This is a genomic window from Erwinia persicina (assembly GCF_014838825.1).
GTDB lineage: Bacteria > Pseudomonadota > Gammaproteobacteria > Enterobacterales > Enterobacteriaceae > Erwinia > Erwinia persicina_A.
In genome coordinates, this window is record NZ_JACYMO010000002.1 from 569,096 (window position 1) to 587,411 (window position 18,316).

Annotated in this window: 16 protein-coding genes, 1 tRNA gene and 2 pseudogenes; 8 read left to right on the forward strand and 11 right to left on the reverse strand. The window is 48.6% G+C overall.

The window, feature by feature from the left end; translation table 11 throughout:
• Window positions 1-38 precede the first annotated feature (38 nt).
• From IFU29_RS08735 to IFU29_RS22645, 3 genes are all read right to left on the reverse strand, one after another.
• Entirely contained in the window at window positions 39-224 is a 186-nt protein-coding gene (locus IFU29_RS08735; RefSeq protein WP_191933562.1) for a hypothetical protein, read from the reverse strand.
• Window positions 225-726: 502 nt separating this feature from the next.
• Window positions 727-957 (reverse strand): hypothetical protein, encoded by a 231-nt coding sequence (locus tag IFU29_RS08740; protein WP_191933563.1) that lies wholly within the window; start codon window positions 955-957, stop codon window positions 727-729.
• Window positions 958-1,847: 890 nt separating this feature from the next.
• Window positions 1,848-1,976, reverse strand: coding sequence for a hypothetical protein (locus tag IFU29_RS22645; RefSeq protein ID WP_274604288.1), 129 nt, complete (start codon window positions 1,974-1,976; stop codon window positions 1,848-1,850).
• On the opposite strand from IFU29_RS22645, the pseudogene IFU29_RS08745 reads away from it, so the two are divergent.
• The 6 genes and pseudogenes from IFU29_RS08745 to IFU29_RS22480 all read left to right on the forward strand — a co-directional run.
• A pseudogene (locus tag IFU29_RS08745) lies at window positions 1,915-2,606 on the forward strand (site-specific integrase); the annotation flags it as partial. The gene IFU29_RS22645 and the pseudogene IFU29_RS08745 overlap by 62 nt on opposite strands.
• Window positions 2,607-3,657: 1,051 nt before the next feature.
• Window positions 3,658-4,542: an integrase domain-containing protein gene (locus IFU29_RS08750; RefSeq protein ID WP_191933564.1), complete on the forward strand. Its 885-nt coding sequence runs from the start codon at window positions 3,658-3,660 to the stop codon at window positions 4,540-4,542.
• On the forward strand, window positions 4,539-4,736 hold the full coding sequence (locus IFU29_RS08755; protein WP_191933565.1) for a helix-turn-helix transcriptional regulator: 198 nt from the start codon (window positions 4,539-4,541) through the stop codon (window positions 4,734-4,736). Before IFU29_RS08750 ends, IFU29_RS08755 begins: the two co-directional genes overlap by 4 nt.
• Complete coding sequence (locus IFU29_RS08760; protein ID WP_191933566.1) at window positions 4,736-5,242, forward strand: ash family protein; 507 nt, start codon at window positions 4,736-4,738, stop codon at window positions 5,240-5,242. The genes IFU29_RS08755 and IFU29_RS08760 overlap by 1 nt, the downstream gene beginning before the upstream one ends.
• A pseudogene (locus IFU29_RS22475) lies at window positions 5,239-6,108 on the forward strand (primase-helicase zinc-binding domain-containing protein); the annotation flags it as partial. The gene IFU29_RS08760 and the pseudogene IFU29_RS22475, both read left to right, overlap by 4 nt.
• Window positions 6,109-6,159: 51 nt before the next feature.
• Entirely contained in the window at window positions 6,160-7,257 is a 1,098-nt protein-coding gene (locus tag IFU29_RS22480; RefSeq protein ID WP_244633669.1) for a helicase RepA family protein, read from the forward strand.
• Between the two features lie 228 nt (window positions 7,258-7,485).
• Here IFU29_RS22480 and IFU29_RS08770 read toward each other — a convergent pair whose 3' ends face one another.
• The 7 genes from IFU29_RS08770 to IFU29_RS08800 all read right to left on the reverse strand — a co-directional run bounded on the left by IFU29_RS08770 (window position 7,486) and on the right by IFU29_RS08800 (window position 15,774).
• Window positions 7,486-10,602 carry an HsdR family type I site-specific deoxyribonuclease gene (locus IFU29_RS08770; protein WP_191933568.1) on the reverse strand — a complete coding sequence of 1,039 codons (3,117 nt, stop codon included), beginning with the start codon at window positions 10,600-10,602 and terminating at the stop codon, window positions 7,486-7,488.
• A 122-nt stretch (window positions 10,603-10,724) separates the two neighbouring features.
• Window positions 10,725-11,912, reverse strand: coding sequence for a restriction endonuclease subunit S (locus IFU29_RS08775; RefSeq protein WP_198424986.1), 1,188 nt, complete (start codon window positions 11,910-11,912; stop codon window positions 10,725-10,727).
• Window positions 11,909-13,465: a type I restriction-modification system subunit M gene (locus IFU29_RS08780; RefSeq protein WP_191933569.1), complete on the reverse strand. Its 1,557-nt coding sequence runs from the start codon at window positions 13,463-13,465 to the stop codon at window positions 11,909-11,911. The genes IFU29_RS08775 and IFU29_RS08780 overlap by 4 nt, the downstream gene beginning before the upstream one ends.
• Before the next feature lie 129 nt (window positions 13,466-13,594).
• Complete coding sequence (locus tag IFU29_RS08785; RefSeq protein WP_191933570.1) at window positions 13,595-13,843, reverse strand: DUF2442 domain-containing protein; 249 nt, start codon at window positions 13,841-13,843, stop codon at window positions 13,595-13,597.
• Between the two features lie 19 nt (window positions 13,844-13,862).
• Complete coding sequence (locus tag IFU29_RS08790) at window positions 13,863-15,044, reverse strand: tyrosine-type recombinase/integrase (protein WP_191933571.1); 1,182 nt, start codon at window positions 15,042-15,044, stop codon at window positions 13,863-13,865.
• 165 nt (window positions 15,045-15,209) lie between these two features.
• A tRNA-Arg gene (locus tag IFU29_RS08795) sits at window positions 15,210-15,286 on the reverse strand.
• A 170-nt stretch (window positions 15,287-15,456) separates the two neighbouring features.
• A complete protein-coding gene (locus tag IFU29_RS08800) occupies window positions 15,457-15,774 on the reverse strand; it encodes a hypothetical protein (RefSeq protein ID WP_191933674.1) in 318 nt (105 codons plus the stop codon).
• A gap of 243 nt (window positions 15,775-16,017) precedes the next feature.
• Here IFU29_RS08800 and folD point away from each other — a divergent pair, with 243 nt between their 5' ends.
• On the forward strand, window positions 16,018-16,884 hold the full coding sequence (gene folD, locus IFU29_RS08805; protein WP_191933572.1) for a bifunctional methylenetetrahydrofolate dehydrogenase/methenyltetrahydrofolate cyclohydrolase FolD: 867 nt from the start codon (window positions 16,018-16,020) through the stop codon (window positions 16,882-16,884).
• On the forward strand, window positions 16,884-17,096 hold the full coding sequence (gene ybcJ / locus IFU29_RS08810) for a ribosome-associated protein YbcJ (protein ID WP_191933573.1): 213 nt from the start codon (window positions 16,884-16,886) through the stop codon (window positions 17,094-17,096). The genes folD and ybcJ overlap by 1 nt, the downstream gene beginning before the upstream one ends.
• 96 nt (window positions 17,097-17,192) lie before the next feature.
• Here ybcJ and IFU29_RS08815 read toward each other — a convergent pair whose 3' ends face one another.
• Entirely contained in the window at window positions 17,193-18,287 is a 1,095-nt protein-coding gene (locus IFU29_RS08815; RefSeq protein WP_191933574.1) for an AAA family ATPase, read from the reverse strand.
• Window positions 18,288-18,316 lie beyond the last annotated feature (29 nt).

Sequence of the window (18,316 nt, forward strand, 5' to 3'; positions counted from 1 at the left end):
CCGTTGCTTCAGCATTGAAGTGGTTGGCACCGCACCACTCACGGAACATTCCACTGAATGTCTACATGTTCGCCGTTGATGGAAATGGTGGAAGGATTGAGGTGCATCTCTTTGCAGTATTTCATGAAATCCAGGAATTTGTTGCCGAGTGACTCCCCAGGCGACAGTGCCATATCACCGGCACCGGATACGGCATTGCATTCTGCGGCATTTAACATTTTCATATCAATATCCTTTTAATAAGTTTTTCAGCGTCTGCATCAGTAACTCTTTCATATTACAATCAGCCAGCCAAAAAAATTAACATGAAGAGCACAAGAATCCGCGCCTCTTTTATTTATTTCACTGCAGAGAAAACGAGACCAATAATACGTCAGCAAAACATGTCCATCAATCCTGCGGTTCAACTTTAAGAGACCATGGTATTTTTAAAAAACTTTAAAAATCATCTTGATTTACATATTTTAAAATAACCAACAAGGTCTTTGAAAAATTAAATTTATTGAGTAATGATGACAAAGCTGGAATAAGAGTGCTTATCAGAAATAAAGGGTAAACAAGAGATCCTTAAGCATTATCACGGTGGCAGGGGCGAAAGAAAAAGTAACGAAGAGGGGGGTACTCCCGATACATTCTTCCTGAAACGTCCGGAACAGGTTTTAAAAAACTGACCATATTAACGATGGCCAGTTTCAAAAGGGTTTTGTTAGTTGAGTGTCCAACCGTTTAATGCTGCACTTTTTTCAGCATCGAAACCCATATTATTGCACCATTCACGATAAAGTGAACCAATACCCAGAGATACCCCCCCACTTTTGACGAGAGAGGATCGATGCCCATCTCTTTTACGTACTTAAGGTAGGATAATAAAAGTACTAAACCCCAGTTTTGCAGTGCTGCAGGCATATCTCCAGCACCGAAAACGGCGCTCACTTCGGCTAAACTTAAAACTTTCATATTACATCCTTATTAACACTGATAACTTCAGCTAATAACTTATCTGTCTGCTGTACAGCCAGTCACTTATCTGACCACTGACAGAATTAAACCGGTTGTTTTCCCTTAATTATCTCAGGGTAGAAAAATAGGGCGGATAATACGGTTAAAAAAATCGCCATCAAGTTTTTAACGCTATTTTCAGATTACACTGCATTTTATAAGACATTCCTTGTCTTTCATTATTTACAAAAACAGATTGAAAATTCCAAATAAAAAACATTAGCCACTATTGTCGATGGCCAATACTCTGTGGTCATCTAAAACAGGCAACGCTATTTAACCGGGTAAAAGGGAAGATGAACCTTACCAGTGCCATTACCCCTAATAAAATAGAGAAAAAATACTCTTGCCACTGAGGGAGATGTATTACCCGCCTTCGGGATTCAGTACCTTCATCCACCCGGCTACTATCCGAACGGCCTTTTGATCACAGCGCAGCCTCCTCGAGCGCAACGCAGGTTAGACGCTGCGGCCTCTGCCTGTTTTCCTGATCAGAAGATCGCTCAATCGACGAAACGGGCCCGGCATTCATCCTGGAATGCGGAGTACATCACAACATAAGTAAGGCCTGCCGGATGAAGCCGGATTACCATAACCACCTGTTCGCTGATGTTATCAACCCTGCCTTTCTTGAATAAAAAAATAGCCACCTCAGATCGTAATCATCGTTAATTAATCTGCCATCGTTATGTGTTGCCCGGTAAATAGGGTGAACTCTAAACGTGTAATCATTTTTAAAAAATGATGCTGACTATGAGTAACAATGAAGGTTTCATGGCGTTAGTGCTCATGACGGGGGAATTATGGCCACCCTGTGGGTGGCCATGGAAATAACGGTGGATTTCCACTTAATGGATCAGAAAATCGATACTGGAAAAACTCTTTGCAATGGCCAGTCTTAACTGACCGCCGCAAATGAAGGCGACGATGCGGGCGGCAGAACGAGACTGGAAGTGGATCGAGAAGGCTCCAGTCATCAAAGTCCCACAGGAAAGGAACAAGCGAGTTCGCTGGCTTGAGCCGCAACACCTGGTAGAAAATGCCCGGAGCCATTGCGCTCTACTGTTGAGTTTGCGCTGGCAACAGGCCTGCGCAGGTCTAACATTGTTGACCTTACATGGCAGCAAATTGACATGCAGAGAAAGGTGGCGTGGATTTATCCAGAGGACAGCAAGTCAGGCAGAGCTATTGGCGTAGCACTGAATGACACGGCGTGCGCTGTTCTCCGTCGTCAGATTGGTAATCACCACGCCAGCGTATTTGTTCACACGATTGCATCGAAGCGTAATGACGGCACGTCAACAGCATCTGTCAGGAAAATGCGAGTTGATTCTAACACTGCATGGCGTGCGGCGTTAAAGCGTGCGGGTATTGAAAACTTCCGCTTTCGTGATTTGCGGCATACGTGGGCAAGTTGGTTGTTTCAGGCTGTCGTTCCGCTTTCGCCGCTGCAGGAAATGGGAGGCTGGGAAAGCATAGAAATGGTACAGAGGTATGCGCACCAGGCACCTAACCACCTGACTGAACATGCCCGGCATATTGATGCGATTTTTAAGGTGGATGTCCCAAATCTGTCCCACTCGGGAAAATTGAAAACGGGGAGTTGACTGTAAGTGATTGAAAGATATTGGACCCTACAGGATTCAACTTAAAACATCAATCAGCTGAAAAATATCATATATTTATAGTTCAATTTAGTTTAATGCCCCCATAAGTGCCCCCAAATAGTTTTTTGGTGCTCAATCTGACGGGTGTTATGAGTAAGGCCGACTCTTTCATTGCACAGATGCCTTGAAAAATAAAACTCATTAACGTAGATTCGGGTTTGTAACTTTGCTGTCAATGACAGCCACCAATGTTTCGAGTATCAGGATGATACCGGTGATCTGAGAGAAACGCCTTCGGGTGGTCACACGAAATTTGCCGTAGCCTGAAAGGCAATGCTCTTGATTGAGCGGTAAATCTACCCACTCTTGGAAGTAGATATCGTCAACTAAAACCGCTCCTACTGCGTGACGATGAGAGTTCATTTAACTAACGAAACATCCTTATGTGATGTTTCTTGGGTCGAGAAAATTCCATATCAGGGGTAATTCGACTTTCAACCATGCTGATAGTGCTTCGCTATCAGCTCCTTGCACAACGCCACAACGATGCGCAGTAACAATCCACTTCACAGCGCAGTCATAGCTGCACCATTCATAGCTGCACCATTCATAGCTGCACCATCTCAAAAAAATCATGGCGCGTGTTAAACGCTGCGGGCTGCACTTTGCTTATGCCGTTAGGCATGAGCAAACGGCAGTCGTGCTGCGTGCAATACGTGGCGTCACTTTTTGCGTGCCAACGCCTGAAAGTGACGCCATAGCGTAAACCGCTGCCCATCCTCTACCTTCGCCCGTTTCAAACGGGTATCTGAATCTGACACCACGTTTTCATACACCAAATATCCATTTCTTAAAGGAGATCTGAATTGTTGCCGAGGCAGGCATAAGCCTGGGGATTACCTGCAATAGCAGGCAGTTGCACTGAGTGCATCACTGACACCCCGAAATACCTCAACTGCACCCGCTCTGGCGCACAGGCAACTTTCAGTACGGAACGGTAGCGCTGTTTCCGTTATTAGCCATGCGCCAGAGAAGCAGATTGGAGTATCAGATGAGTCGAACAGGTAGAGAAATGAAGCAGCTAGCGAAGCAGGCTGGCGGTAGTCACAAAACGGTACATGATCGCATTCGTATTGCTGACAGATTTTGTTATCACTTGCTGGCGTTGAATATTCAAATTCGCAGCGTCCAGTATTTGAAAGCGAGGCATATCGAAAGTTATATCGCTGCACGTCGGGGGCAAGGTATTGCCTTGCGCACATTGCAAAATGAGATGGCTGCTCTGCGCTCAGTTTTACATCAAGCCGGACGGGAAAAATTAGTAGTCTCAGAGAGATTAACTAATCGAGCGCTGGGACTCGGCGGCAGTAGCCGAGCAGGCACTAAATTCGCTATTCCAACAGAAAAATATCAGCAAGCCATTAATCAAGCTCGACAGCTTGATGAGGGACTAGCAATTGCCCTTCAGTTATCACGCTTATTGGGCTTACGTTCACAAGAGGCCGTCCAATGCAGCGCCTCCCTTAAGACCTGGCAAAAACAACTCGGCCAAGGAGCTGAAAGACTGAGTGTTGTCTTTGGTACCAAAGGCGGTAGGCCGCGCGAAACACGCATTTTGGACCGAGCAGCAGTTAGCAATCTAATAACTCAAGCCCTGGTTATTGCCAAACATCGCAACGGTAAACTTATTGACCGCGCTGATCTCAAAACAGCCATGAATTATTGGCGCACAGCTACAACACGTATTGGTTTGATTGGCTCCCACTCTCATCACAGCCTCCGCTATGCATGGGCACAAGATGCGATTCGCTTTTATCAGGAGCAAGGCTTTAGCCGCAAAGAAGCTAATGCCCTCACTTCAATGGATCTCGGTCACGGCGATGGGCGTGGTCGCTATGTCGAACGTGTCTATAGCCTTCAGGAGGGTCAAGCATGAGCAACCTCACCTTAATCCGACTTTGCGATGTGATGAGTAAAACCGGGGTCAAAAGAGCCTGGATTTACAAACTAATGAAAAAGAATGAATTTCCGCAAGCCGTTAAGCTCGGGGCTCGTTCAGTAGCATGGGTAGAGAGTGAAGTGGATGAATGGATCTCAAGTAAAATCAACCAACGTGATGGAGCACATTAATGCTGAATTCATTTTTTTCCCTGGTAGGCGATTTTAAGTATAATCCGCCCACTACGGCAAAATCCGTAGCCGGAATTAGCGTTCCGAAATTCTTCTTGATGCCCAAATCTTCGGGCAATGCTTGCGCGCGCCTGTCAATGGTGGCTCAGGCGGGGGCTTCGCAAGAAGCGCCGGTTTCCAAGAAGGCCGGTAACGCTAACTCCGTCTGGGCTACCACCCAAGGGGTTAGCGTCTCTGGTGGTAGTCAACACAACTACTTCTTGGAGGCGGCCCTATGGCTACTACCCTTCCTTGTTTGCACCCGCAATACATCCCTCTTCTTTCGGGGAGGAAATATGTTTGATCTAACAACACTTTCTGCCAAAGAAGTTCTCGACTACTGCCGTTCGTTATCGTTTACGATCGTCAAACCAGACAATACATTTGCCAAGGAGCTGCTTACCGACGTGCTATGTGAGCACCTTAATCCGCTGAATGAAAAGATGAAAGCGGGAGGCAAACCATGACTAATTGCGTAACTGAAACCATTTCCGCATCTCGTCATCGTTGGGAGGAAATCCTTTTTCAATTAGGTATCAACTTACCCGGGTTGAACAAACATGGTCCTTGTCCATGCTGTGGAGGAAAAGACCGCTTTCGCTTTGATGATAAAGATGGCCGTGGTACATGGTTCTGCAATCAATGTGGAAATGGCGATGGATTAGATCTGGTTGTTAAGGTTAAAAAATGCAATCCACTGCAGGTGACAAGACTCATTTCAGAACTCAGTCTGCCCCACCAAACTGCGCCTGCCAGGGAAAAAGGATCAAAGCCCTGTGCATCAATTGAAGCAATGAGACTGCTTAACTCATCACGCATTGCTACGAGCCCGTACCTGGAAAAAAAAAGGTTATCCGCATCTGTTCAAATGCTCGGAATTCAGAAAGCGCTGACAATCGGCGGAGCCAGTTTTGATAATGACTCAATTGTCCTACCAATTCACGATATCGATGGAACGCTGGTCAGCGCACAATTGATCAATGCGGACGGTGAGAAACGATACTTGCCAGGTACTCGTCAAAATGGTGGATTCATCAAGGTTGGCGATTCGAGTAATACAGCAAATATCATCATCACGGAAGGCTATGCCACTGCATTAACAGTAAACCTTGCAACAGGTCATTTGGCGTTAGCAGCGATGTCTGCAAATAACTTACTGAATATCGCTGTCACTGCGAGGCATAAATATCCCAACAGCAAAATAATCATAGCTGCTGAAAATGATTCCATAGCGGCTAATAACGTTGGTTTAGTACAAGCAGAAAAAGCGGCAGTAACTGTGAATGGCTGGGTTTCGTTCCCCCCTGATCAAAACGTTAGCGATTGGGATGATTATCGCCAAATCCATAACGAGGCGGCGGTTAACCAAGCATTTCATTTGCAAATGTACCAGCCAGACTCACAGCTTTTATCAACCTCACGTATTCAAGAACGTAAGCCAGATCTCAGCACATCCCTTCCCTTGCGCAAGGGCTCTGATGGATTTGATACACGACAGGATTACCTTATCAAAGGCTATCTCCCCAGCGCGTCAGTAACCAGCGCATATGGTGCAAGTGGTTCTTATAAGTCCTTTCTGGCGGTCTCTTGGGGATGCCATATTGCCACTGGTAAGCCTTGGGCAGGCAGACCAGTTACGCAAGGTGCAGTAATCTATGTCGTTGGTGAAGGCGGAATTGGGGTTCCACGCCGAATTCGTGCCTGGGAAGAAACGCTCAATAACGGCTCACCAATCGACACACTTTACCGCATCGACTGTCCCATTTTCCCTGCCAGCTCCGAAAGCGTGCAGCAAGTTATCAGGGCCGCCAATGATGTTAAAGCAGCTTCAGGCATGCCTGTCAGATTGATTATTTTAGATACTCTCGCCCGCTGCTTTGGTGGCTCAGATGAGAATGCTGCCAAAGATATGGGTGCATTTATTCAGGGTTGCGACGTTATCAAGGCAGCTACTGAAGCTACCGTCTTAGTCATCCATCACTCTGGTAAAGATCAGGACAAAGGTGCGCGCGGTTCCAGTGCATTTCGTGCTGCTCTCGATGTTGAATTCAACGTCCGCCGCGAAGGTGAAGGCGGAGCGCTGATTCTTAGCTGTACAAAAATGAAGGATGCCGAGGAGCCACCACGGCAGGCTTATGACTTGGTGCCGGTAGATCTCTACATCGATAATGATGGTGACCAGATTTCCTCGCTAGTTTTAAATGATGAGGGACGACCTGTCATGGATGACACCGATCCCGAGCTAACCGGCATTTCACGTCTGACTGACAATCATGTTGCCCTTTGGCAAGCCATTCGCTCCCGAACCGCCAACGGTGATGCCTGTACTCGTGCGCTAGTTAGAGATGACATGCGAGCGATGGGATTCGATGTCTCTAAGAAATTCACTCGTTGGCTGGATAAGCTGGAAAAGGAAGGCCGTGTCATTTGTGACGGTGATCATATCAGGCCGGTTTCTCAGGAGTTTAAAGCGGGGGAATAAATGGGGATTATGTGGGGGAAGAAATAATGCAATGTGCATTTGATAATGATTCCCCCACTTCAATGCCTTATATGCGCCACAAGTGGGGGAATCGAACCAATACCCAAATTATCAATACCTTACAATCATTTCGCAGAAAGCAATCAGCTAATATCGTTAACCCTCTAAGCGGGGGAATAAATGGGGGAGACATACCATTCTTAATCCCCCCATCCCTTTTAACAATATTTAGATCTGACCACCTACACCTTTAAACTTCTCGATGAATGATACAATTTTCTGGAATACAGTCTGTTTCTTTGTTTTGTACTGCGGATTAAGGGGGCTGAGTTTTGGCAGGGCCTCATTAAGCTCCGTACCATTTTCCGTCGCGTATTCACGTTTTAGGGAGGTACGGATGTAGCGTCTTGCAGCTTCTTCATTAAGGTTTTCTGACTTAATCAACTCTTCCGCCTCGCGCTGCTGCTCACGCTGTGCGAACGTGAAGAATGCATCAATAATTCCAGCCTTGTCCGGCAGCTCATCAAGATTCGTCTGCTGAATAAAGTCAACGACCAGCCCTTCTTTGGCACGGTTACCCAGGCTGGAGCGTATCAGGCGTCTAACTTCTTCGGTCAGGCCTGCTTTGTTTTTATTCTGCTTGTTGCGTTCAAATATCAGGCCGAGAATGTAGTCCAGATTGATTTCCTGCGACTTCAGCAGGTCGATCTCAAACACCACATCTTCCCAGTTGATGGTTGATTTATCTTTGTCATCGGCTGCTTTTTCTTTGCGCTGCCAGTCACGGATATCGTTGTACACCGAGCGATAATCCTGCACTTTCCGCTCCGCTGGCAGGCGTATAGTCTGGAGTTCTGCGAACTTATCATCATCCAGATAATGCGCGGCTTTGAACGTCTCGACGGCTTCCGGATTACTTATATCGACTGTTTGCAGCGCTTTCAGCGTGGCAAATTCATCATAGTTTTGCAGGATATTCTCCGCCCGCAGATATTCACCAAACAGCTTCACAAAGGCTTTTTTCTCTTTCTCGCTTTCAATGTCAGCCGGATCAGGAAAACGGTGTTCCAGTGTAGTGACGATGTCCATAAAGCCACGCTTCGCCTCACCGGTGACGATATCGGTAAAGCCCTCCATATACTCTTTGTAGCTTTTTTCCAGCACCACATTTTTCGTATTTTTATCGCCAAACAGCGTGATGGCATCAATCGTTGCACACTCCAGATTACGGAAGGTCACAATATTGCCGAACGTTTTGGTCGCATCGTAGATACGGTTGGTGCGTGAAAACGCCTGCATCAGCCCGTGATAGCGCAGGTTTTTATCAACAAACAGCGTATTCAGCGTCGGGGCGTCGAAGCCGGTCAGGAACATCCCGACAACAATCAGCAGGTCAATATCCTGATTTTTCACCCGCTGCGCTAAATCCCGGTAGTAGTTCTGAAAGCCGTTGCTGTCGGTGCTGAAGTTGGTTTTGAAGTGGCCGTTGTAGTCATCAATCGCCGCATCCAGATACTCTTTGGCGCTGCTGTTCATCGCACTGACATCAAAGCTCTCATCTGTAATGTCACCGACGGCATTCTGATCCTCATTGGCCGCAAAGGAGTAGATAGTGGCCACTCTCAGCGGCCTATAAGCAGCAGACGCCTCTGAGGCTGACTGCTGCTGTGATTTAAAGGCTTCATAATAGGCTTTAGCCGCATCGACGCTGCTCACTGCGAACATGGCATTAAAGCCTTTCGCGCCCGGGAAGGCACGATGGGTCTTCTGACGAAAATGCGTCAGGATATAGCGGGTGATTTCCTCAATACGACGCGGGTGCAGAAAGGCCTGTTGATTTTCTGCTGCGCTGAGTTTTTTGTCATCGGTTTCCGTTTCCAGTGCCTTGAACTGTGGGCGGACATCGTTGTAGTCCACCTTGAACTTCAGCACCTTTTCATCCCGGATGGCATCAGTAATCACATAAGAGTGCAGCTCGCGACCGAACACGCTGGCGGTGGTTTCTGCTCCCAGAGCGTTTTGAGGGAAAATCGGTGTTCCGGTAAAGCCAAACTGATAATAACGGGTGAATTTTTTGTTTAGGTTCTTCTGGGCTTCACCAAACTGGCTGCGGTGGCACTCATCAAAAATAAACACCACCTGCTGACGGTATACCGGTAAGTCAGCCTCTCCCTTCATCAGGTTGTTAAGCTTCTGAATGGTGGTGACGATGATTTTGTTATCGTCCTTTTCCAGGTTGCGCTTCAGGCCGGCGGTGTTGTCTGAGCCATTGACGCTGTCCGGTGAAAAGCGCTGGTACTCCTTCATGGTCTGGTAATCGAGGTCCTTGCGGTCAACAACAAAGAAGACCTTATCGATGAACTCCAGTTCAGTGGCAAGCCTTGCCGCCTTAAAGCTGGTAAGGGTTTTACCTGAGCCGGTGGTATGCCATATAAAGCCTCCGCCCTCAGGTTTTGACCAGTCTTTAGATTTAAAAGAACTATTAATTTTCCACAGAATGCGTTCAGTGGCGGCAATCTGGTAGGGACGCATCACCAGCAGCGTCTGGCTGCTGTCAAATACGCTGTAGTTAAACAAAATATGCAATAAAGTATGCTTCTGAAAGAAAGTAGCAGTAAAGTCCTTCAGGTCTTTAATTAGCGTGTTATCGGACTTCGCCCAATTCATGGTGAAGTCAAAGCTGTTTTTATCCCGTTTAGTGGTGTTGGCAAAGTAGCGAGTATCGGTGCCGTTAGAAATAACAAACAGCTGGAGATACCTGAAAAGGGAGTTGTCGCTGTTAAAGCTTTCTTTGCTGTAACGATGTATCTGGTTAAAGGCCTCACGAATCGCCACGCCACGTTTTTTCAGCTCGACCTGAACCAGCGGCAGGCCATTGACCAGGATGGTGACGTCATAGCGGTTAGCGTGCGAGCCGGTCTGCTCAAATTGCTGGATAACCTGTACCTTGTTACGGATCAGATTCTTTTTATCAATCAGGTAAATGTTTTCAAGTTGCCCGTTATCAAAAGTAAAGTCACAGATGTAATCTATATGAACTTTACGGGTTTTATCCAGGCTGCTGTCACCCGGGCTGTCCAGATAACTCTCACAGAACCGTCGCCATTCACTGTCATTGAATAGCACGCCATTAAGCGCCTGAAGCTGCGTACGGATATTCGCCAGCATCAGCGGCTGGGAGGTGAAGGAAATAAATTCATATCCCTGATTGCACAGGTCCTGAATCAGTTCACGCTCTAAGTCTGATTCACTCTGATAGTTATCACCTGCCTCCCAAGTTTTAGAGTATTTATCGAGGACAATGAACTTATTAGATTCAGCAATGGTGTGGGTCTGTTGAGTCATCACGCATCCTGTGTGCTAAGTGGCAAAGACCGGCAGCAGATGAAGTAAAAGCTACCAGCCGATGAATTTGCTTATGTATGGCACGGTCAGCAAACGCTGGCCGGTTAGTTATAGCATGACTGTTACTGAATGACGGCATCAGGCTTCGGGAAGCTAAACAGCAAATTTCGGTAGTATTCGTACTGTTTTTGGCGCAGCTCGATTTCTCGAGGAAGCCCCTCGTTGATTGAGTTGGTCAGAGCATCGAATTTGTCGAGGATAGCAACCACACGGTTTTGCTCTGCGAGTGATTTATTAGAATCGCTCGGGTACGGTACGATAATCTTCGTTTTCCTGATATTATCGTTATAGAGTCTGTCTATTGTTCCACCTTCCGAAACAGCCCACTTGGCGATTTTATAGAAGTGCCAGAGGTACTTATTAGTAACTATACTTTCGTTGTTTTCTAGCCAGACAATATTGCTATCTTGAAAATAAGCAGGCTTTCCGTCATATATAACTGTGCGTCCTATAGTCCCTGATGCAGAAATTAGAACATCACCTTTCCTTGGAAAGGAATACTTACTTTTGTAAGCCTCAAATACATCCCTAGATATAAACGCATCCGCTTTCTTTCCAAACGTGCCAATTTTATAGAATGGCACTTCCCCTTCAGGCTGAGTCTCGCTCTTAAGAATGCGCTTGCACATTCTTACATCACCAATATCACCCAGCGTCTTCCACTCAGCTTCGCCCTCTTCAAAGCTCAGCAACTGAGCGCGATAGAAATTGTACTGTTTTTTACGTGCGGTAAGCTCAGCGGTAAGCTCAGCGGTAAGCTCAGCGGTAAGTGCGGTAAATTCATCCAGAATCCGGACGATTTCAGACTGAATGGCAAGCGATTTTTCCGAGTTACTGGGGCAAGGGATGGGGATTAAGAGCTTGTTTAAAACTGATTGCGTCTGACTTGGCACACCACCCGCTTGGTTCATTTCACCAAGACCTACCGTCGTCAAGAAGTAGTAAAGATATTTTGGGCGAATTTGTGCTTCATCAATTTTCGTATAAAATATGGTGTCAACGGTCCAGAATGGAACATTGACGAAGAAGAGATTACCAAGCGATCCCTTTCTCGGAATTAAGACTGAAGGCTTATTATAGGCGTAGCTGTCTGCATATCGCATAATTCCTCCAGAACCATAAACCGGAAATTCGCCTTCGCCTAGCGACTTATGATCTTTGCCGTTTTTGATGCGAGCCACATCACCCAAACGCTTCCACTCAACTTCAGCCCCATCCAGCAGTTTTTCCAGATAACTCATTTCGCTCATGCCAGCGCCTCACTGCCTTCAATTTCGGCCACAATCGCATCGATGTCTTTGCGTAACTGCTCGATTTTGCTGACAGTGGTTTTCAGTTCAAAATTCAGTTCAGTTATATCCACGATTTCACGGGTATCTCTGGCCTCGACATAGCTGCTGACGGACAGGTTATAGTCATTTCCGGCAACCGTCTCAAACGGCACAGATTTCGCCAGATGGTCAGTATCAGCCTTGCTGTCAAACACCTGCATAATCTGTTTGATATGCGCATCGGTCAGAATGTTGTTATTAGTTTCTTTTTTAAACAGGCCACTGGCATCAATAAACTGCACGCTGGTATCGGTCTTATGCTTTGACAGTACAAGAATGTTAACGGCAATGGTTGTGCCGAAGAACAGATTTGGCGCGAGTGAAATCACCGTCTCAACATAGTTGTTATCGACCAGATACTGACGAATTTTTTGCTCAGCACCGCCGCGGTAGAAAATCCCTGGGAAGCAGACAATTGCTGCGCGGCCTTTGGAAGAAAGATAGTTCAGCGCATGCAGCACAAAAGCAAAATCGGCTTTTGATTTCGGAGCCAACACACCTGCCGGAGCAAAGCGCTCATCATTAATCAGCGTCGGGTCATCACTGCCAATCCATTTCACCGAGTAAGGCGGGTTGGAGACAATCGCATCAAAGGGTTTCTCATCTCCGAAATGCGGCTCAGTCAGCGTATTTCCCAGCTTGATATCAAATTTGTCGTAGTTGATGTTGTGCAGGAACATATTCATACGCGCAAGGTTAAACGTCGTATGGTTAATCTCCTGACCGAAAAAGCCTTCTTCGATAATATGGTTATCAAAATGCTTTTTCGCCTGGAGTAGCAAAGAGCCTGAACCTGCCGCCGGATCGTAGATTTTATTGACATGGGTCTGACCATGCATTGCCAGTTGCGCAATCAGTTTAGATACGTGCTGTGGCGTAAAGAACTCACCGCCTGACTTCCCGGCATTTGCCGCGTAGTTGGATATCAGGAACTCGTAAGCATCCCCGAACAGGTCAATCTGGTGCGCATCAAAGTCACCCAGCTTTAAGCCTTCAACGCCTTTCAGCACTGCAGCGAGGCGGCTATTTTTATCTTTAACGGTATTACCCAGGCGGTTACTGGTGGTGTCAAAGTCAGCGAACAGGCCCTTGATGTCGGCCTCAGAAGGATAGCCATAGGCTGAGCTTTCAATGGCGACGAATATGCTGTTCAAATCAGCGTTCAATCTGTCGTTGGTGTTCGCTTTTGCGGCCATATTGCAGAACAGCTGGCTCGGATAAATAAAATAGCCTTTAGTTTTGATGGCATCGTCTTTGATTTCGTCGGTAATAATGCTGTCATCCAGCGAAGCATAGTTGACGCTGTCATCACCGGCTTCGATATAACTGGAAAAGTTTTCGCTGATAAAACGATAGAAGAGTGCGCCAAGAACGTATTGTTTGAAATCCCATCCATCGACCGATCCGCGGACATTGTTGGCAATTGCCCAGATTTGACGGTGTAATTCTGCTCGTTGTTGAAGGCTTGTCATTTTTATCCTGTTATATTTCTTTAAGATTATGTTATTTAACGTTTTTTATAAGAAAGTGCTCTTGAATATGGAACCAGATTTACTTTATAGCGTAAGAAGCAAAGGGAATCCGATAATCGATCTTAGGTGCTACTTGCTTCCATTTTTTTGATCCCTATCCCTTCCCTCATACAGAGATGGAACATAAATATCTTCGTCCAGCTCATCCCAATGAATTCCCGGTCCCGATCCAGACAGCTCCCACTGATTCCGCTGCTCAGGTGTGCCGCGCAGTAATCTTGGGAAATTTTGCAGTGGGACGTCCAGGCGCTCTTCCCCATCTAGCTGCACATACATAAATTCTTCTGAGAAGTAGATAGTTACTTTAGGTGCTGTCATCCTCTATTCCTCATTGCTATCAAGCATTGTCACGTAGCGTACCGAGATAATCGGCATACCATTGGAGCATCTCGCGCCGTCCATCGAGGTACTGAGCATGGTTGTAAGTCCCGCGAATGGTGTTTTTATCCGCATGCGCCAGTTGGGTCTCAATCCAGGCCGTGTTGTAGCCCTGCTCATGCAATATAGTGCTCATTGTGTGTCGGAAGCCATGCCCTGTTGCTTTCCCATCGAACCCAATGCGTTTGATCACTTGATTAATACTCGCTTCGCTCATGGGCTTACCGGCATGATTTCGGCCAGGGAAGACAAATTTCCCCCTTCCGCTGAGCTCGTACATTTCTTCAAGCAGTGAAAGCGCCTGGCTAGATAGCGGCACAACGTGCGGTCGCCGCATTTTCATCCGTTCAGCAGGGATCTGCCAGGTTCCCTTCTTTAAATCGAACTCACACCACTCAGCGGCACGTAATTCGATGGTCCGAGTACCAGTTAGCATAAGCAAGTGTGTTGCGTGGTGTGTGATACGGCTGCCGCTGTAGCCACTTAACGCACGCAAGAAGCTACCGATTTCATGACTTAACAGATGCGGAAAGTGTTTTTGCTTGGGTGCTTTCAATGCCCCCGCGAGATCGGTTACTGGATTATGCTCTGCCCTGCCGGTGATGATGGCATAGGTAAATATCTGCCGACATGCCTGGCGCGTTTTCTTTAGCTTATCCAGCACGCCGCGCTGCTCCATCTTACGCAGCACGGCTAACATTTCAGCCACTTTAATCTCTGCAATAGGTCGTTTGCCCAGCGCGGGGAAAATATCTTTGCGTAAATATTCAAGGATGTCGTCAGCATAGCCCTGGGACCAATTGGGCCGCTTATGTTCGTGCCACTCCTGCGCCAATGATTCAAAACTGTTATTGATGGCGAGGATTTTGGCCTGCTTGGCTTCTTGTTTGGCAAGTCCGGGATCTCCTCCCGCTGCCAGTATCTTTTTGGCCTCTTCGCGCTTACCCCTCGCCTCGGCAAGAGATATGGCGGGATAAAGCCCGAACACCACGCGCTTTTCTTTCCCTGCAAAGCGGTACTTTAATCGCCAGCTTTTGCTACCGCTGGGGAAAATTTCGAGATACAAGCCAGCTCCATCAGCCAGTTTATAGGCTTTCTCTTTCGGCTTAGCAGAGTCGATTTGACGGGCATTTAGCTTCATGTGGGGGCATCGTGATCTATTGAACGGGACAATGCCCCCTATGATGCCCCCAATCGAGTGTAGCTTTCAATAGACAAACAGATACAACGCTGGATGTGGCAACCGGTATTGGCAAGGGGTTGGGAGGTTTTTTTAGACTTTAGGAGACACTAGCAGAAGAAGAGATGGTACGCCCTACAGGATTCGAACCTGTGACCTACGGCTTAGAAGGCCGGTGCTCTATCCAACTGAGCTAAGGGCGCATGGTGATTGCGTCGGATTATACGACGCGATCCTGCTGAGTCAACGTTTTTAGGGTCTGCGGCCGCCCACTGCTGAAGTAATGAGCAGTCGATGCGGTTTGGGCTTACGGCCCGTCATAAAAAAACCCACCTTGCGGTGGGTTTTTCACGAATACTATCAACAGAGCGCCTTAATTGGTCGCTTTGTTTTTCAAATCTTCTGCACCCTGCTTGGTTTTATCCCAGCCTTTCTCAGTGCCTTCTTTGGTTTTGTTCCAGGTTTTCTGGGTACCTTCAGAGATCTTACTGCTGGTCGAGTGACTCTCGCCTTCTGCAGCATGTTTAGCTTTCAGCTGCATCTCTTCCCCTTCGTGCTGGGATTTATGCAGCTTCTCTTTGGCGGTATCAGCGCCTTTGTGCGCTTCCGCGACGGTATTATCCGTGGTGGTAGCAGCAAAAACAGGTGAAGCCATCAGCAAAGCAGACAGTGCAATAATAGTTGTTTTCATCATTCCCTCTTTATCTTTTCGATAAGTTGCCGTGTCACAGTTCAATCTTGGCACAGCCGCGGCGGTAATGATTTAGGAATAAACCGGGAATGGCGGGCAAACGCCTTGTGGAACGCTTTAAGAGCAGTCCGAAGTGACTCCCCTGCACGCCTCCTGTTGAAACTCTGCCTGACAGCGGGCCGCGCTTCTGACAAAATAGGCGTAATCCCCGAATTAACTCAACACAGATGGATCCCCTTTCTGATGGCAGCAAAAATTATTGACGGTAAAACGATTGCGCAGCAGGTGCGACAAGAGGTTGCAGAGCGGGTAAAGCAGCGAACTGCAGCCGGTAAACGCGCCCCGGGTCTGGCCGTGGTGCTGGTGGGTGAAAACCCGGCTTCGCAGATTTATGTTGGCAGCAAGCGCCGCGCCTGCGAAGAGGTCGGCTTCCTTTCCCGCTCGTACGATCTGCCCGCGACCACCAGCGAAGCGGATCTGCTCGAGCTGATTACCAGGCTGAATAACGATGCGGAAATTGACGGTATTCTGGTGCAGCTACCGCTGCCTGCGGGCATCGATAACGTCAAGGTGCTGGAACATATTGCGCCGGAAAAAGACGTAGATGGCTTCCACCCTTATAACGTCGGCCGCCTGTGCCAGCGCTCACCGAAGCTGCGCCCCTGTACGCCGCGCGGCATCGTGACGCTGCTGGAACGCTACAATATTGATACTTACGGCCTGAATGCCGTGGTGGTCGGTGCATCCAATATCGTTGGCCGCCCGATGAGTATGGAGCTGCTGCTGGCCGGGTGCACCACCACCGTCACCCACCGCTTTACCAAAAATCTGCGTCACCATATCGAACACGCCGATCTGCTGGTGGTGGCGGTGGGTAAGCCCGGTTTTATTCCCGGCGAGTGGATCAAACCCGGCGCCATCGTCATTGACGTGGGGATTAACCGGCTGGAAAGCGGCAAAGTGGTCGGCGATGTGGAGTTTGACGTGGCGGCTGAACGAGCCGCCTATATTACCCCGGTGCCGGGCGGCGTGGGGCCAATGACGGTCGCCACCCTGATCCAGAACACCCTGCAGGCCTGTGAAAATAACGACGATGGAGCAACAGCATAATGGCAACTTTCTCTCTGGGCGATCATCCCCACGTGGATCTGTGCGATCTGATGAAACTGGAAGGCTGGGTAGAAAGCGGCGCAATGGCAAAAATCATGATCTCTGGCGGACATGTGACGGTCAATGGCGTAAAAGAAACCCGTAAGCGCTGCAAAATTGTGGCGGGACAGAAGGTTGATTTTGACGGCGAAAGCGTCACCGTAACGGCCTGATATTCAGGTAGATGCGCGAAAGGCTGCCTGCGGGCGGCCTTTTTTGATCGCAGCAGCCCCCGGGCGCGGTGCCGTTAACATTTTCTGTTGCGGTGGTCACTCCTCATCTGCAATTTGTGTTGCTCCGTCGACCTGCTGCAGCCGGTAGTGACGTATCGCCGTATGTCCGGCGATCAGCTGTGCCAGCAGCGGCGAGTGGCTGGTCACCCAGATCTGGCTGTAGCGACTCGCTTCGGCGATCAGCTGCGCCAGCGCCGGCAACAGGTCGGGATGCAAACTGTTCTCTGGCTCGTTAAGCGCCATAAAGGCGGGCGGGCGCGGACTGAGCAGCGCAACCACCAGGCACAGGAAGCGCAGCGTGCCGTCAGACAGTTCAGCGGCATCGAGCGGCCGCAGGATCCCCTGGCGGTGCATCAGCATCTGAAAGCGACCGTTCTGCGCTTCCACCTCAAAATGACTGTCGGGAAACGCCTGCTGCAAAATAGAGAACAGCAGCTCGGTGTGGCCGCGTTCGCGGAGGGTCTCAAAGGCGGCGGCGAGATTACTGCCATCGTGTGCCAGGATCGGCGAGCGGATGCCGACCTGCGGTACGCGCAGCGCACTGCCCGGCCAGACGGCAAACTCGTGGTAAAAGCGCCAGCCGCGCAGGTTCTCACGCACCTGCGAGACTTCCGGATAGAGATGCGGATCAGCCAGCTGACCAAAAACCGATTCCTCCTGGTGCAGCGAAGCCGGATAGGCCACGCGCTCCCCGTCGATATTGTGCAGAAAAGCGGTCTGATTGCTACGCTCCAGCAGCTGCGCCGAACGCCGCCGCTGTTGCCCACTCAGCCAGAGTTGCTCTTTCTTCACCACCGGGTCGAGGTTAAACAGGCTGATCAGCGGTTCGGGAAAGCCGATCTCCAGCTGATAGTCGAAGTCGTCCATCGCCGCCGACAGGATCATCCGTTTGACTTCGCTGTGACGTTCACCGCGCCGTGCGCCTCCGGCCCACATGGCTTTCTGAATGCCGCCATCCTGTGCCAGCGCCGGTGACAGACGGTCGCAGGCCGCTTCATGCAGCAGGCGTACCGCTTTATACAGATTGGATTTGCCACAGCCGTTGGGGCCGGTGATAACGTTAAGCTGACCGAGTTCAAGTTCGAGGTAGCGAATGGAGCGGTAGTTGGTGAGGGTGAGTTGTCTGATCATGGTAACGGAGCCCTGACCTTCAGCAGAAA